13 protein-coding genes are annotated in these 15,585 nt (G+C 67.2%); 4 read left to right on the top strand and 9 right to left on the bottom strand.

The window, feature by feature from the left end; genetic code table 11:
* Position 1: 1 nt before the first annotated feature.
* Genes AC3WLF_RS24245 through AC3WLF_RS24230 form a run of 4 tightly spaced genes read right to left on the bottom strand, consistent with a single transcriptional unit; the run spans position 2 to position 3,996 of the window.
* Positions 2-1,207 (bottom strand): type 1 periplasmic-binding domain-containing protein, encoded by a 1,206-nt coding sequence (locus AC3WLF_RS24245; protein ID WP_492318614.1) that lies wholly within the window; start codon positions 1,205-1,207, stop codon positions 2-4.
* Positions 1,200-2,228, bottom strand: coding sequence for a PQQ-dependent catabolism-associated beta-propeller protein (locus AC3WLF_RS24240; protein ID WP_492351730.1), 1,029 nt, complete (start codon positions 2,226-2,228; stop codon positions 1,200-1,202). Before AC3WLF_RS24240 ends, AC3WLF_RS24245 begins: the two co-directional genes overlap by 8 nt.
* A complete protein-coding gene (locus AC3WLF_RS24235; RefSeq protein ID WP_492356187.1) occupies positions 2,225-3,001 on the bottom strand; it encodes an ABC transporter ATP-binding protein in 777 nt (258 codons plus the stop codon). Before AC3WLF_RS24235 ends, AC3WLF_RS24240 begins: the two co-directional genes overlap by 4 nt.
* A complete protein-coding gene (locus tag AC3WLF_RS24230) occupies positions 3,001-3,996 on the bottom strand; it encodes a tripartite tricarboxylate transporter substrate binding protein (protein WP_492358934.1) in 996 nt (331 codons plus the stop codon). The genes AC3WLF_RS24235 and AC3WLF_RS24230 overlap by 1 nt, the downstream gene beginning before the upstream one ends.
* 373 nt (positions 3,997-4,369) lie before the next feature.
* Here AC3WLF_RS24230 and AC3WLF_RS24225 point away from each other — a divergent pair, with 373 nt between their 5' ends.
* From AC3WLF_RS24225 to AC3WLF_RS24215, 3 genes are all read left to right on the top strand, one after another.
* Positions 4,370-6,811, top strand: coding sequence for a TonB-dependent receptor (locus AC3WLF_RS24225; RefSeq protein WP_492358933.1), 2,442 nt, complete (start codon positions 4,370-4,372; stop codon positions 6,809-6,811).
* Positions 6,812-7,037: 226 nt separating this feature from the next.
* Positions 7,038-8,582, top strand: coding sequence for a methyl-accepting chemotaxis protein (locus tag AC3WLF_RS24220; RefSeq protein WP_492297108.1), 1,545 nt, complete (start codon positions 7,038-7,040; stop codon positions 8,580-8,582).
* A 114-nt stretch (positions 8,583-8,696) separates the two neighbouring features.
* Entirely contained in the window at positions 8,697-9,029 is a 333-nt protein-coding gene (locus tag AC3WLF_RS24215) for a hypothetical protein (RefSeq protein ID WP_492356183.1), read from the top strand.
* Positions 9,030-9,066: 37 nt separating this feature from the next.
* On the opposite strand, the gene AC3WLF_RS24210 is transcribed toward AC3WLF_RS24215, so the two are convergent.
* Together AC3WLF_RS24210 and AC3WLF_RS24205 are read right to left on the bottom strand one after the other, a co-directional pair.
* On the bottom strand, positions 9,067-9,780 hold the full coding sequence (locus AC3WLF_RS24210; RefSeq protein WP_492344827.1) for a GntR family transcriptional regulator: 714 nt from the start codon (positions 9,778-9,780) through the stop codon (positions 9,067-9,069).
* 239 nt (positions 9,781-10,019) lie between these two features.
* Positions 10,020-11,045: an AraC family transcriptional regulator gene (locus AC3WLF_RS24205; RefSeq protein WP_492318621.1), complete on the bottom strand. Its 1,026-nt coding sequence runs from the start codon at positions 11,043-11,045 to the stop codon at positions 10,020-10,022.
* 128 nt (positions 11,046-11,173) lie between these two features.
* On the opposite strand from AC3WLF_RS24205, the gene AC3WLF_RS24200 reads away from it, so the two are divergent.
* Complete coding sequence (locus AC3WLF_RS24200; RefSeq protein ID WP_492318622.1) at positions 11,174-12,085, top strand: TauD/TfdA dioxygenase family protein; 912 nt, start codon at positions 11,174-11,176, stop codon at positions 12,083-12,085.
* 75 nt (positions 12,086-12,160) lie between these two features.
* On the opposite strand, the gene AC3WLF_RS24195 is transcribed toward AC3WLF_RS24200, so the two are convergent.
* The 3 genes from AC3WLF_RS24195 to AC3WLF_RS24185 all read right to left on the bottom strand — a co-directional run bounded on the left by AC3WLF_RS24195 (position 12,161) and on the right by AC3WLF_RS24185 (position 15,529).
* The gene (locus AC3WLF_RS24195; RefSeq protein ID WP_492356181.1) at positions 12,161-13,156 is read right to left on the bottom strand and encodes a Bug family tripartite tricarboxylate transporter substrate binding protein; all 996 of its coding nucleotides are present in this window, start codon (positions 13,154-13,156) and stop codon (positions 12,161-12,163) included.
* 259 nt (positions 13,157-13,415) lie between these two features.
* Positions 13,416-14,477 (bottom strand): beta-keto acid cleavage family enzyme, encoded by a 1,062-nt coding sequence (locus tag AC3WLF_RS24190; RefSeq protein ID WP_010809758.1) that lies wholly within the window; start codon positions 14,475-14,477, stop codon positions 13,416-13,418.
* Between the two features lie 71 nt (positions 14,478-14,548).
* Positions 14,549-15,529 (bottom strand): quinone oxidoreductase family protein, encoded by a 981-nt coding sequence (locus AC3WLF_RS24185; RefSeq protein WP_492358932.1) that lies wholly within the window; start codon positions 15,527-15,529, stop codon positions 14,549-14,551.
* Between the last annotated feature and the right edge of the window lie 56 nt (positions 15,530-15,585).

The raw sequence follows: 15,585 nt of genomic DNA, 5'->3' as shown, positions 1-15,585 counted from the left end.
GCTACGCGGATGGGGCCCGGCACGCCGTGTCGGCTTCATCGGCGCCCAGGGTGTCGAGGTTGTTCTTCGGATGCAGCACGCCGTCCACCGGGGCCATGCCGGCCACGCCGTCAGGGTGGGCCAGCAACACCGGCTGGCGCAGCTGGCGGTCCCAGCGGCGGAACGACAGTGGCGGCCCCTTGAAGCCGTCCACCACCACCTGCCCGGCGGCAAGCGCTTGCGCCTGTCCGGCAAACCCGGCCCCGGGCAGGCGCGCCACGCTCTCGGCGATGGCCTTGACCGCCACCCAGGCAGCCCAGTCGTAGCCGGTCATCGGACGGCCCGCCGCGCGCATGAAGCGCCGGTTGAGCTGCGGCCCGCCATTGCGCTCCCAGGCCCAGTGCCACGCCTGCGCGCCCAGCCCGCTGGCGCCCACCACCGGGCGCGGCAGCAGCGTGGCGTAGGGCACGCCGCGCGCGAACTCGCCGTCGGCATCGGCCACCACCACCACGTCATAGTCCACGCCGCCGGTCAGCAGGCCGAGGTTGGCCTGGTCGCGCTCACGCGGGTCGTTGGACAGCCTGAAGGCGCGTTGCGCCGACCAGGCAATGCCAAAGCGCCGCGCCGACGTCACCAGCGCGTCGCGCTGCGCCGCATCGGCCGCGGACGGGCCGCTCAGCAGCAGGGCACGGCGCCATTTGCGCAATACCAGGTACTGCATCAGCGCATCCGCGCGCATGCGCAGGCTGGGCAGCGTGTGCAGCAGCACCGGCGCGCAGCCGGCGCCGCGCAACGCGTCGTCATCGGCCGACACGTTGAACAACAAGGCCTCGCCCGGCTTGACCGCACCCGTGGCTGCCCTGACCGATGCCGACGGCAGGTCCAGCAGGATATAGCGCGTGCCCTGCCGCGCCAGCGCAGCGACCAGCGGGGCCACCTCGGCTTCAGTGCGGGCTTCCTGTGCTTCCAGCCTGAGCGACTGGCCCGCGGCCTCGAGCGCCACGCGCGCTTCGGCGGCCGCCACCTGGGCGCCGTCGAGCGCACGGCCCTGCGGCTGGCCGGGATAGCGCTGCGCCAGGCGCCGGGGCGCATAGCGCGCGTCGTCGGCCTGCGACACGACCGCCACGCGCACCTCGGCAGCGTGCACCGCGGCAGGCAGCCACGCCAGCGCCATGGCGCCCAGCCCGGCACGCCACCACTGCCACCACGCACGCGAGCGCTCAGTCATCGATCGCCACCGAATGCGGCACCCGGCCCGCCTTGAGCGTGGCCACCGCCTTGCGGCTGGCGGTGTCCACCACGCTGACATCGTCGGACAGGCCGTTGGCGACATAAAGCAGTGCGTTGTCGCGGCTCAGCGCCAGCCCCCAGGCGCGGCGGCCGACCAGCACATAGTCATGCACCCGGCGCGACGCCACCTCGACCACCGCGACATGGTTGGCGCGGCCCAGCCCGATATAGGCGCGCGTGCCGTCGCCGCTGGCCGCCATGCCCACCGGGGTCACGTCCTCGGCGCGAAAGCCCCGCGGCGCGAAGGCGATGGTCTGGGCCACCTCGAAGGTATCGGTACGGATCACGCTGACGCTGGCGGAGAGCTCGTTGGACACCCACAGCTCCTTGCCGTCGCGCACCAGCAGCAGCCGCCGCGGCCGGTTGCCGACCTGGATATTGCGGATCACCTTGCGCGCGGCGACGTCGATGACATGGACCAGGTTGGCCACCTCCGAGGTCACGTACACATGCCTGCCGTCGGCGCTGACCTTGACGCCCTCCGGCTCCTCGCCCACCCTGACCGCGAACACGCGCTTGCCCGACGCCGTGTCGTAGGCCGACAGCAACCCGTCTTCTTCATTCGAGACATAGAGCGTGCGGCCGTCCTGGCTGAGATCGAACAACTCCGGATCGTCCCCCACCGGCAGCGATGCCACGGTCTTGCGGCTGGCCACATCGACCACATCCACCCGGTTGTCGTCGCTGCAGGCCACGTACAGGCGCGTGCGGTCGGGCGACAGCTGCAGGTGGCGCGGCCGCTTGCACTGCCGCCATACCGCGACCAGCTGCCGGCTGCGGGCATCGAAGACGGCGAGGGCATCGTCCTTCTCGCTCGAGACAAAGACCTGGTTGCTAGCCTGGCCGACGGGTCGCGCGGCCCCGCCCTGCGCGCCTTCGGCCAGGCCGGCGGCAACCAGCAGCGTCGTGACCAGCAGCAAGGCGCCGGCAAACCAGCGGGGAGATGGCATCTTGTTCATGCGGGTACGCGCCTCACGGCCGGGTCAGTGACAGGGGCCTGCGGCGTCATGGCCAGGAAAGCGCCCTCCAGGGTGTCGCACGCCGCGGCGCCGCGCAGTGCGGCCGGGGTGCCGTCGAAACGCACCATGCCGCGGTCCAGCACGATCACGCGGTCGGCGTGCTCCACCTCCTGCACCAGGTGGGTGGCCCACAGCACGCCGGCCTGCGCCCGCGCCGTCAGGCGCCGGGCATCGGCCACCAGTTGCGCGCGCGCGGCCGGGTCCAGCCCCACCGTGGGCTCGTCCAGCAGCAGCATGGCCGGTTCATGCAGCAGCGCGCGCGCCAGTTCCACCTTGCGCCGGTTGCCGCCCGAAAGCTCGCGCACCGGTGCGCGCGCACGCGCCGCCAGCCCGAAGTCATCGAGCAGCCGGGCGATGCGCTGCGCCGCCACGCCGCGCGGCAGCCCGTGCAGGTCCGCGTGAAAGCGCAGGTTGGCCAGCACCGGCAGGTCCAGGTCGATGGCCGGCTGCTGGAACACGATGCCCAGCCGCGCCAGCGCGCGCACCGGATCGCGCCGCATGTCGCTGCCCATGACCGTGACCTGCCCGGCATCCGCCACGAACAGGCCGCTGAGGATCTGGAACAGCGTGGTCTTGCCCGCCCCGTTGGGCCCGAGCAGTGCCACGAACTCGCCGCGCCGCACGCTGAGCGAGACCCCGTCCAGGGCCGCGCGGCTGCCGAAGGCCTTGCGCACGGCGTCGCAGCACAGCGCCAGCGGCGCTTGCATGGCCATCACAGCTGCCCCCTGGGCCACGCGGTGCCCACGCGCTCGGCAAAGGTCCGCTCGGTCTCCCACGCATGGCGCAGGAAGGCATCGTATTGCGCGGTATCCAGGTAGGTCAGCTCCTGGTCGTACCTGGCCAGTTCCGCAAGGTGGCGCGGCTGCTGCATCGCGGCGCGGAATGCGTCATGCAGGCGGCGGACGATGGCCGGATCGGTGCCGCGCGGCACGCCGATGCCGTAGGGCGAGTGATGGACCGCATCGGCAAAGCCCAGCTCGCTTACCGTCGGCACCTCGGGCCAGCGCGGTGAGCGCTGCGCGCTGAACACGGCCAGCAGGCGCAGCTTGCCGGTCTCGACGAAGGGCGCGAAGCCGGTGGAATTGACCCCCGCCATCAGCGAACCGTTGGCCACCGCCAGCATCTGGTCAGCGGTGCCGTGATACGGCACGTGGATATAGCGCACGCCGCTGCGCCCGAGCACGTCCTCCATCGCCAGATGGGCGGTGGTGCCGATGCCGGTGGAACCCACGGTCAGCTCGCCCGGATGCGCGCGGCCCCAGGCGACCAGGTCGCGCAGCGAGCGCAACGGGCTGTCTGCGGGCACCACGATGCCGAAGGTATAGCCCGAGATCATCAGCACCGGCTGGATGTCGCGCAGCGGCTGCCAGGCGGTCTTCTGCTGATGCGGGAAGCGATACACCGTCAGCGGCAGCTGGCCGATGGTGTAGCCGTCCGGGCGCGCCGCGGCAAGCAAGCCGCCCACCAGCGTGCCGCCGGCGCCCGGCCGGTTCTCCACCACGACCGGCTGCCCCAGCTCGCGCCCGGCCAGCTCCGCCAGGATGCGCATGGAGATATCGGTGGCGCCGCCCGCTGGCCATGGCACCACCAGCGTGATCGGCCGCGACGGATACCCGTGCGCGCCCTCGGCCAGCGCGTCGCCCGCATGGACCAGGCCGAGGCACGGCAACAGCAGGCAGGCAAGGCAGCGACCAAGGCGGCGGAACATGGCTAAGCACCACAGAGTGTTGATGCAGGTGAACAGAGCAAGGCCGATACCATGTGCAGCGCAGCATCGGGCCGCGCTCCATGCCAGCCGTTGCCTGGCCGCGCCGGACGCTCTGCCGGACGCTGCGGCCAGGCCGTGCCTTGTGCGGTGCGCCGCGAACGACTGTCCCATGGTTGAGCACCGGTCCGCTGCCTGTGTCCGCAGCTGTCCTGTTTTGTGACAGGCGTCGGCGCAAGGAGGGTTCGGCCAGCGCGTTCCCGGGCCGCTCACCGCGCAAGTGCCGGACTCCCGATGCACGGTACGAAACCTGCTCAGCTCCGGGCAGGCGCTACCCAATGCAGGTATCGCGCCGCTTATCCGAGGAGACGGAACCATGCCAGCCAACCCGCGCCCCGCACCGCCAGGGCACGCGCCGCGCGAGACCGTGGCTTGCCGCCGCAGGAGCAGCCGCGGCGCCGCCACCGCGATTGCCATGGCGGTCGCCCTGATGGCCCAGCGGCCCGCTGTTGCGCAGCAGGACACCGCTGTCCCAAACCAGGACAGCGCCATGCTGCCGGAAGTCCTGGTGGTGGCCGCCGCGCCGCTGCCAGGCATCGGCGTCGACAGCGACCTGGTGCCCTACACCGTGCAGACCGTGCGCGGCGACGACCTGGACCGGTCGCGCGCCGGCAACCTGGCCGAGTACCTGTCCCGCAACCTGGCCGGCGTCAACGTCAACGACATCCAGGGCAGCCCGTTCCAGACCGACATCACCTACCGCGGCTTCCGCGCCTCGTCCATTGCGGGCGTGCCGCAGGGCCTGTCGGTCTACCTGGACGGCATCCGCGTCAACGAGCCCTTCGGCGACGTGGTCAGCTGGGACATGATCCCGGAAGCCGCGCTGGCGAGCGTGTCGCTGGTGTCCAGCGCCAACCCGGCCTACGGCCTCAATACCCTGGGCGGGGCGCTGGCCATTACCACTCGCTCCGGGCTGGACGCACCCGGCTTCACGGCCGACCTGTCCTACAGCAGCGGTGCCCGCAAGCGCGCCGACCTGTCCGGCGGCGTGCGCAGCGACAGCGGCTGGCACGCATTCGCGGCCGGCACCCTGTTCCAGGAGCATGGCTGGCGCGACCAGTCGGGCGGCCGGCTTGGCAACGTCTTCGCCAAGGCTGGCTATGCGGGCGACACTGACAGCTTGGACGTGTCAGTGCTGCATGGCCGCAGCACGCTGACCGGCAACGGGCTGGTGCCCAGCTTCCACGCCAGCGGCAACGGCACGCTGCCAGACCTCTACCAGGGCAATCGCCACGCCGTGTACACCTACCCCGACCAGACCCGCAACCAGGTGACCCAGGTCGCCGTCAACGGTCGCCACTGGTTCGACGACAAGACCAGCGCCGCCGCGCTGGCCTACGTGCGCACCAGCCGCCGCGACACCACCAACGGCGATGTCAACCCCGCCTACGAGGCCTATGCCGAAGACTGCGAGGACGGCTTTGCGCCCGACGGCAGCCCGCTCGGCGCCGACTGCGGCATGACCCGGGCCGAAGGCGCCGCGCTGCATCCCGCCGTGATCAACACCACCCATATGTGGCAGCAGACCGTCGGCATGGCGCTGAGCATGGCCAGGGAGACCGACCGCCACCTGCTCAACGCCGGCCTGACCCTGGACCGCAGCCGCCTGACCTATTCGCAGTACGCGCAGCCCGGCACCTTCACCGACGACCGCGGCGCCGTGGCCGACCCGGACGCGCCCAACGCCCTGTTCTCCGGCGTCGGCGGCAGCTCGCGCATGCTCGGCCTGTACCTGTCCGACACCTGGTCGCTGACCCCCAGCACCTTCCTGACCGCCTCGGCCAGGTGGAACCACGTCGCGGTAAGCAACACCCTGCGCAACAGCGACGGCAGCGAACAGCCGCGCGAGAGCTTTACCTACCGCCGCCTCAACCCGGCGCTGGGGCTCTCGCAGAAGCTGGGCGGCGGCGTCACCGTGTTCGGAGGCTACGCCCAGAACAACCGTGTGCCGACCGTCCTCGAACTCGGCTGCGCCGACCCGACGCGGCCCTGCCGCCTGCCGGCCGGCCTGCAGGCCGACCCCTACCTGAAGCAGGTGGTCTCGCACTCCTATGAAGCAGGCGTGCGCTGGCACCGCGGCAAGGACACCGAAGTCACCGCGTCGATCTACCGCGTCGACAATCACGACGACATCCTCTTCCTGCGCGCGCCGAACACCCAGCTCGGCTACTTCGCCAACTTCGACCGCACCCGCAACCAGGGCCTGGACCTCAGCGGCCGCCAGCGCGTGGGCGATGTCACGCTGCGGCTTGCCTACAGCTATCTGCACGCCACCTACCAGGCCGCCGGCCAGCTTGCCGCCGGCGAACGCACCATCGACATCCGGCCCGGCATGCGCATGGCGGGCCTGCCCCGCCATACGCTCAAGCTGGGCCTCGACTGGCAGGCACTGGCCGGCCTGACGCTTGGCGCCGACCTGGTGGCGGTGTCAGGCACCGTCTCCAGCGGCAACGAAGACGGCCTGCGCAGCGACCCGCAGCCGGGCGCGCCGCCGAAGACCGCCGACTGGCATGTGCCCGGCTACGCCACCCTGAACCTGCGCGCGGCGTACAAGGTGAACCAGCGGTTTGAGATCTATGCGCCCGTGGCCAATGTCTTTGACCGGCGCTACGAGACCTACGGACAGATCGCGAACGATGTGTTCCCCGGCGGCAGCCTGGTGCGCCCGCATGTGGCACCGGGGGATGCCGCCAGCGCGCTGTTCGTGGCACCGGGCGCGCCGCGCAGCTTCTGGCTGGGGGTGGTATTCCGGATGTAGCAAGCCAGGCACGCCAGATCCACACCCACGCCCTGCGCCACGGTGTCGCCCTCACTCGTTTGAGTGTATTCAACCCCTCCCCTACGGAAGAGGGGATCAGCGCCAGGGAACTGCGGCCGACATGGCGGGGAGAAGGGGGCGCGGACCGGCAGCCGTGGCGCGCCGGAATCCATGCAAAGCAAACAAGGCATGCGCCCCCTGCCCATCGAGAATGAGGAGGAATGCCGTGCGCGACAACCAGCCCGTCACCCAGCGCGAGTTTGATTTCCCGGACAACGCCACGCTGATGTCGACCACCGACACGCAGAGCTACATCACCTACGCCAACGCCGCGTTTGTCGAGGTCAGCGGATTCACGCGGGAAGAAATCCAGGGGCAGCCGCACAACCTGGTGCGCCATCCCGACATGCCCGCTGAAGCCTTTGCCGACATGTGGGCCACCCTCAAGGGCGGAGAGCCATGGACCGCGCTGGTCAAGAACCGCCGCAAGAACGGCGACCATTACTGGGTCCGCGCCAATGCCACGCCCGTGGTGCGCAACGGCCGGCCCGCCGGCTACATGTCGGTGCGCACCAAGGCAACACGCGAGGAGATAGCGGCCGCGGAAAAGCTGTATCGCGATTTCCGCGAGGGCCAGGCCGGCAGCCGGAAATTCCACAAGGGACTGATCGTGCGCACGGGCCTGATGGCCTTTACCTCGCTGTTCCAGACCATGCCGGTACGCTGGCGTGTGCGGCTGGCGCTGGCCGCCCTGCTCCCCGTCAGTATCATCGGCGCCTGGGGCATGGGCCTTTCCGGCATGGCACTGCCAGGTTTTGCAGGGGTCATGGCGCTTGCCACGTTGCTGGCATCCTGGTGGCTGCAACGGCAGATCACCACCCCGCTGGAACAGGTCCTGCAGCAGGCGCTGCGCGTGGCGTCCGGCGAAAGCCAGAAGGCCGTGCACATGAACCGGGTCGACGAGATCGGCATGACGCTGCGCACGATCAGCCAGCTCGGCCTGATGTTCCGCTGGCTGATCGACGACGTCAGCGGCCAGGTCGTCAATGTCCAGACCGCCAGCAATGAAATCGCGCGCGGCAATATCGACCTGAGCGCGCGCACCGAACAGGCGGCGTCCAGCGTGCAGGAAACATCCGCGTCGATGGCGCAGATGACGTCCACGGTGCAGAGCAACGCGGAAACCGCGGCGCAAGCCAACAAGCTGTCCGGCTCCGCCAGCGTCGCCGCGGAGCGCGGCGGGCAGGCGGTGTCGGAGGTCGTCAACACCATGAACGAGATCACCGAGAGCTCCAGGCGCATCGCCGATATCATCGGCGTGATCGATGGCATTGCCTTCCAGACCAATATCCTGGCGCTCAATGCGGCGGTGGAAGCCGCCCGCGCCGGCGAACAGGGCCGCGGCTTTGCCGTGGTGGCGGGCGAGGTACGCAGCCTGGCGCAGCGCAGCGCCAACGCCGCCAAGGAAATCAAGGGACTGATCGATGTCAGCGTCCACAACGTCGCGTCCGGCGCCAAGCTGGTCGACGAAGCCGGCAAGACCATGGACGACATCGTCTCGCAGGTCAAGCGCGTATCCGACCTGATCGCCGAGATCAGCGCCGCCACCACCGAGCAAAGCAGCGGCATATCCCAGGTAGGGGGCGCGGTCAGCGACCTTGACAACATCACCCAGCAGAACGCCGCGCTGGTCGAGCAGAGCGCGGCCGCGGCGGAAAGCCTGAAGCAGCAGGCAACACGGCTGGTGGAGGCGGTCAGCGTGTTCCGCTAAGCGCGGCGAAGCGGGCCGGCATGCAGTGAACCTGCCGGCCCGCTACCGGGGCGCGCTACTATTCGCCTGACGCGGCGCCTTTGCGTCGAGCGTCAGCCCTGCCCCCGACCTGTCATGACCCGCATTGTCCGCATCGCCCTCCACACCCTGGCATCCGCAAGCCTCATGTTCCTGAGCACCGCGCATGCCACCGACATCGACTGCGATCCGTCCGCCACCGCCGCCAGCGCTACGCAGGCGCAGCGCCTGATCTGCGAATCCGCGCTGTTTTCCATGGGCTACCAGCGCATCTATGCCGACCAGCAGCGCCTGCTCAAGGCGCGGGCAATCACCGACGCCGACATTGCAGCATTCCGCAAGAAGCGGGACCGCTGCGATTCGGCATCGTGCCTGGACACGGTCTTCCGGGAATGGAATGCATTCGCCAGCCGGGCGCGGGTCCCCTGACCGGAGAGCCAAAGCGGGCAGTCCCGCCCGCGCGGACTCAGAAAGCGCCGGCTGGCACAGCGTCGTTGCCGGCAGCGCCGGCCTTGCCTTTCCGGACGCCGGATGCCAGGGCACGGATGGCGGCTTCGCGGGAGTTTCCGATGCGCTTGTGCGCGGTCTCCAGCACCGCATCGATGTCCCGCCTGGTCACGGCGCGCTGCAGGGCACGCCAGGTCTTGAAGGAATTCTCCAGCGACCCGGGACGGGATGCGAGCCCCAGTCGCACATAGCGCAGGACCCGCAGCGAGATGGAATTCAGCAGCTCCCCGACCAGCCGGTTGCTCGACAGGTCTGCCATGGCCATGTTCGCCAGGAAGGTCACGCTGATATAGGCGTCCACCGATTCCTCGACGGCCTTGCCGAGCCGCGGCATGAATTGCTCGAATAACGCATCAAGCGCGTCCGCGCGCTCTTCCATCAGCTGCCTGAGCAGAATCGCAAACAGTGCGTCCCGCACCACGTAGATATCCCGCAGGTCCTGGGCATTGGGCTCGGTGACAATGGCGCCGCGCCGCGCGCGGAACTCGACCAGCCGCTCCCGCTCCAGGATGCGCAAGGCCTCGCGCACAGGAGCGCGGCTGACCTCCAGGACCTCGCTGATGTCTTTCTCAAGCAGCCGTTGGCCTGCGTGGATCACGTCGATCGTAATCAGTCCCGCCAGCCGCACCGCAATCTGGTCAGCGACGGATGCCGACCAGTCGCGTCCATGCATAAGCGCCTGCTCGACCGCCAGCGTGACCGGATTCTGCGGTGTTTGCGGCGCAAGCAGCGACTGCAGTTCTGGCGTGTTGGTAGTCTTGAGTCTGCCCATGAGGGGTAAGTCCTTCCGATTATTGGGGAACCGGTCGGGTGTTGCCCTCGATCGGCGCTGCACCGCTCGCAGCGCCCAAGATCTTACCTTACGTGGCGTATCGGGCGGATGGCCGAGGGTGGCATCGCGGTCGGTGCAGGCTAGGCAGTCGTCTTTCGGCGCACTGCGCCGCGCGTGGACCGGCTCTCCTTGGGGCTGCAACCAAATTGCGCGTGATACCAGCGCGAGAATCCGCTCGGCGCGGAAAAGCCGAGCAGGGTCGCCACCTCGGTCAACGGACGATCGCTCTCGATGACATGACGCGCGGCAAGCTCCGTGCGGATGTCGTTGACGATCGACGAGAAGCTTTGTCCCTCGTCCGCCAGCCTGCGCTGGACCGTGCGGCACACCACGCCCAGATGATCCGCCACTTGCTCGATGCTGCAACGTCCGCTGGGCAACAGCAGCAGGACAATGCGCCGCACGTCCTCAAGCATGGTCGCGTGCTGCGACATGACAGACGCGTCGATCAGCTGCTGCGCGTAGCGCGCCATGGCCGGATCGGCGGACGGGTTGCGTGCATCGAGATCGGCCTTCGCGCAGATGATGCAGTTGAAGTCATAGTCGAACTCGACGCAAGGGCCAAAAAACCGTTGGTGCGTACCAAGGTCGCGCGGCGCCGGGTGCTCGAAGCATACGCGCCGCGGCTCCCAGTCGGGCTTGAGAAGCTGGCGTATCAGCCGCACCATTACCCCCAGCGCCAGTTCAACCCTTTGGCGCGTGGGCTGATGCGCGCTGCCAGCGATGACCGCCTCGCGAATAATGACCAGTTCGCCGCACTCCTCTACCGCCAGCGACAGCGCACCGTTGAGCAACGCCTGATAGCGCATCAGCATGCGAAGCGAGTCGCGCAGCGTCGCCTGGTCGCGGATCAGCAATCCTACGGCCCCAAGATTGGACAACAGGCGCGACTCGGCCATGCACAGTCCGAAACTCTCGTTGCCTGACATGGTTGCCGACGCCTGCAGCAGTCGCCCGACACGCTCAACCGGAATCATGAGGTCCGGCTCGCGCAGCACGCCCGGACTCAACCCCGCATCAAGGAGCATCCGCACCGGGTCCAGTCCGGCGGCTCGGGCGACCTCGCTGTAGTTGGTGAGGGCCGCAGCGCGGACAAGTGACGACATTGGCGAGCAGAGTAGAACATTGACATGAAATGATAAATCCCGGTCATGTAGTGTCAAGCGGGAGAAACCCGCTGGATCCAGACTCGCAGGAATCGATCGGCCTGTTCGAAAAATCGGAGACAACGTTCATGATCCAACGCCTCAAAGCGGCACCCGCCGTGGTCCGCGCAACCTCTCTGGGCAATTCGATCCAGGTCGAGCCAGTCACCTGCACGATCGGTGCTGAGCTCAGCAACGTCAACCTCGGCGCGGCAGCCGAAGACGACCAGCTGATGGCGGAAATCCGCGCCCTGCTCCTCAGACATCGCGTGCTGTTCTTCCGCGACCAGGACATCACGCGCGCGCAGCACGTGGCTTTTGCGCGCCGCTTCGGCGAGCTGGAGGACCATCCGGTGGTAGGCAGCCATCCCGATTACCCGGGGCTGGTCCAGATCTACAAAACCCCGGACAGTCCTCCCGACCGCAACGAAAATTCCTGGCATACCGATGCCACCTGGCGCGAGAAGCCACCGCTAGGCTGCGTGCTGCGCTGTATCGAGTGCCCGCCCGTGGGCGGAGACACGATGTGGGTCAACATGGTCGAGGCGTACAACCAGTTGCCCGAGGATATCAAGACGAAGATCGCCACATTGCGCGCGCGCCACGGCATCGAGGCGAGCTTCGGTGCCGCCATGCCGATCGAAAAGCGTCTTGCGCTGAAGGCCCAGTACCCGGACGCCGAGCACCCGGTGGTGCGCACCCATCCCGAAACCGGAGAGAAACTGCTGTTCGTCAATGGAAGCTTTACCACGCACTTCACCAACTACAACGTGCCGGCCAACGTGCGCTTCGGCATCGACAAGGCCCCGGGTGCCGCAAATCTGCTTAGCTACCTGGTCAGCCAGGCCACCATCCCCGAGTACCAGGTGCGTTTTCGCTGGAAGAAAAACAGTGTTGCGTTCTGGGACAACCGTTCGACCCAGCACTACGCAGTGATGGATTACCCCCCGTGCCACCGGAAGATGGAGCGCACCGCCATTATCGGTGACGCGCCTTACTGAAAGATCGACATGACCGGTCGGGCATGCCGCAACGGTAGTCACCCAGCCCAGTTGCGCGGCCGGGTGACTGCCGTATTATTCCGGCTGGTAGTTGATGGACTTCAGCAGCGCGGCCTGTTGCTGGTATGCCTGCTTCAGGTCCGCCATCATCTCTTCCGAGGTGGCGGCATTCCCCTGCTCCATGCCCATATCCCTGACGCGGTTCTGCACTGCGGGCTGCTTGAAATACGCCAGCGTCGCCTCGCGGATTTTTTGCTGGACCGCCGGAGCGACATCCGGGCGCGACCACACGGCGAACCAGCCTGCTTGCGCCAGCTGCGGGTAACCGAGCTCCTTGAACGTCGGCACATCCGCCAATCCGGCAATCCGGCTCGGATAGGCCACGGCAATCGCTCTGATCTTCCCCGCCTTGATCAGCGGCATTGAGGTAGTCACCCCATCGAACATCAGCGGCACATGGCCGCCCATCAGGTCGTTCAATGCCGGAGGAGAGCCCTTGTAGCCAACATGCCGCATTTGCACCTGGGTGAGTTGGCCGAGCAGTATGCCGGAGGTGTGGCCCCTCAATCCCGCAGCGTAGGAAGCGAAAACCAGGCCGTCCTTCTGCGATTTGCCGTAGTCCACCAACTGCTTCAGGTTAGAGACCGGCACATCCTTGTTGGCAACCAGCACCAACCCCGTGCGGCTGACCTGGGCCAGGGGCTTCAGGTCGGCAAAGGGCTTGTAATGGACCTTGTAGGCCAACGGCGCTTCGCTGACGACGCCGCCCTGGATGACCAGAAGGGTATGACCGTCCTTGCCGGTGACCTGCAAATCGGTGATCGCCAGCGCGCCGGCGGCACCAGGCTTGTTTTCCACGATAACCGGCTTGCTCCATGCCTTCTGCAGGCCTTCCGCCAGCAGCCGCGCCAAGGCGTCGGCGCTGCCGCCGGCAGGCCCCGCCACCACCAGGCGGATCGGCTTGCTTGGCCAATCCTCCTGGGCCTGGGCCACGGGCACTCCACCGACGACACCAACTCCGATCGCCAAGGCGTATCCGCGCCACCATAGATTATTGGTTCGCTTCCTCATGTCTGTACCTCTTGATTGCCGTCTTTTCTCCATTCTCGGATCGCCCTGCGTCAACCGGCTTGACCGATCACGCCAAGTTGTTGTCGATTCGCGCAAACAGAGGGAAAACCCTGCTCGCGGTATCGGCCACACGGCAATTGAGGTCTCGAGGGTCCACGGCAGCAAGGCGAAAGAACGGGCCGCATACCGTCGCGGGTCCCGCCTTCGCCATCACATGTTGGGTCCGGGATGCCCGGCCGTCAGTTCCCCCAAGGGCTCTTTACATGCATTCGGCCTTGCGCAGGAAGCCCTGGTGGCCACCGTTACGATTGGGTGCGAAGCCATTCTTCTGAAGCGTCTCTTCCACCGTGTCGTAGAAGACCCCAAGCTGCAAGATCTCGCGGGTCTGCTGCGCCGTCGCGATGGGGCGGCCAAATTCGCCGGCGATACGCACCAGTTGCTTGATCTGCTCGACGGTGCTCATCTTTCCCGTGCGGGTCTGGTTCCAGAGCACGTCCTCGATGCCACACCGCACATGCAGGCCCAAGGCCATGCCAATCATGTTGATGGGAAGCACATTCAGCACCGAACTCTCCACCGTTACCACGGCTCCGTCCGGCACAGCGCGCAGGATGTTTGCCAGGTTGTAGATGTTCGCCTGATCCATGCCGCCGCTGATCGCCACCCAGTTCATCACCAGCGGGCCCTTGTAGACGCCGCGGCGGATCATCCGCTCAATCGTTTCAAAGCTGTTGATGTTGTAGCATTGAAACTCACTCTGGATCCCCGCGGCTGTCAGACGCCGAACGTGCTCCTCGAACCAGCTGGGATTCGAGGGCACGACCATGTCCTTGTAGGTATCGTAGAGGTGCGCGAACCCTCGCGACAGTCCCTTGAAATCATCCACACCGGCATGCTCCGTCACATTCATCTGCGAGGTGTTGACGGTCACCGTCACCTGGTCGGGCTTAGGATCGAGTTCGGCCAGCATATGCCGCGTGTCATCGCTAAGCCATTTGGCGCCTTGGCCCTCTTCAGGCGCGAAGCTGATAGAGCCGCCCACCTGGATGACCATTTCCGGACAGGCCTTGCGCACGCCGGCGATCAGCTCATTGAACTTGGACAGGCGCTTGCTGCCCTTGCCGTCCTCTTCGCGCACGTGCAGATGCAGCACTCTCGCACCGGCTTCGTAGCAATCCACCGCCTTCTGGATCTGGTCCGCCATGGTGACAGGGATATCTTCCGGGAAGTCTGACGGGATCCAGCCCGGCGCATAGGGAGCGGCGGTGATGATCAGAGGCTGCTGGTTCTCGGGATACAGGTGGCCGTCAAGGAAGTTCATGTTGATGGATCTCCGGGTTGAGATGTGAATCTTGAGAAGGTCGAACTGGATGAGACGGCTGCTTCGTGCCGTCAAATCACGAAAATGGACGAGCCGGTGGTCTTCCGCGACTCCAGGTCCCGGTGTGCCTGCACGGCATCCTCCAGGGCATAGCGCTGATTGATCCCGATGCGGATGCGGCCAGCCGCCACGTGGCCGAACAGCTCGCCGACCAGTTCCGCCTTTTCGGCAGGATCGGCGATATAGTCGGCCAGGCCCGGGCGCGTCAGGAAGGCCGAGCCTTTGCGGGCCAGGATTGCCGGATCGAACCCGGTGACCGGGCCGGAGGCGAAACCCACGCACACCAGCAGGCCGCGGCGCTTGAGGGAGTCCAGCGAGGACATGAAGGTGTCCTTGCCCACGCTATCGAAGACCACGTTCACGCCCACGCCGTCGGTCAGTTCCCGCACGCGCCCGGCCACGTCCTCATGGCTGTAGTTGATGGTGTGGTCACAGCCGTGGGCGCGCGCCACTTCGGCCTTGGCATCGGTGGAAACCGTGCCGATCACCGTCAGCCCCAACAATTTGGCCCACTGCGAAACAATCAGGCCAACACCACCTGCCGCGGCATGCAGCAGGATGGAGTCGCCCGCCTTGAAGGGGTAGATCCGGCGCATCAGGTAGGCCGCCGACAAGCCGCGCATGGTCATGGCCGCCGCGACTTCGCAACTGATTGCCTGCGGCAGCCTGATCAGCGGATCGGCACAGATCAGCCGCTCCGTGCTGTAGGCGCCCAGCGTGTTGGTGAAGCCCGTATAGGTCACACGGTCGCCGACCGCCAGATGGGTGACGCCGGCGCCGACGGCCTCGATCACGCCAGCGGCCTCGTTGCCGATGCCGCTGGGCAGCGGCACCTTGTACGTGCCGCTGCGGAAGTAGGTATCGGCAAAGTTCAGGCCTGCCGCCACGTGGCGAACGCGGACCTCCCCCGCTCCGGGCTCGCCAACGCTGCCGTCCTCAAGACGAAGGACGTCGGGTCCGCCGGTTTCATGGAACTTAACGATTTTCGCCATGCCGTCTCCTGTTCTCTATCGAATATGACCGTTCACCTGCGGATCGCCGCTTGAGC

Source organism: Cupriavidus sp. FW306-01-F10A (genome assembly GCF_058782785.1).
Note: the sequence above shows the minus strand (reverse complement) of the source record. Positions and strands in the feature narration are given on the sequence as shown.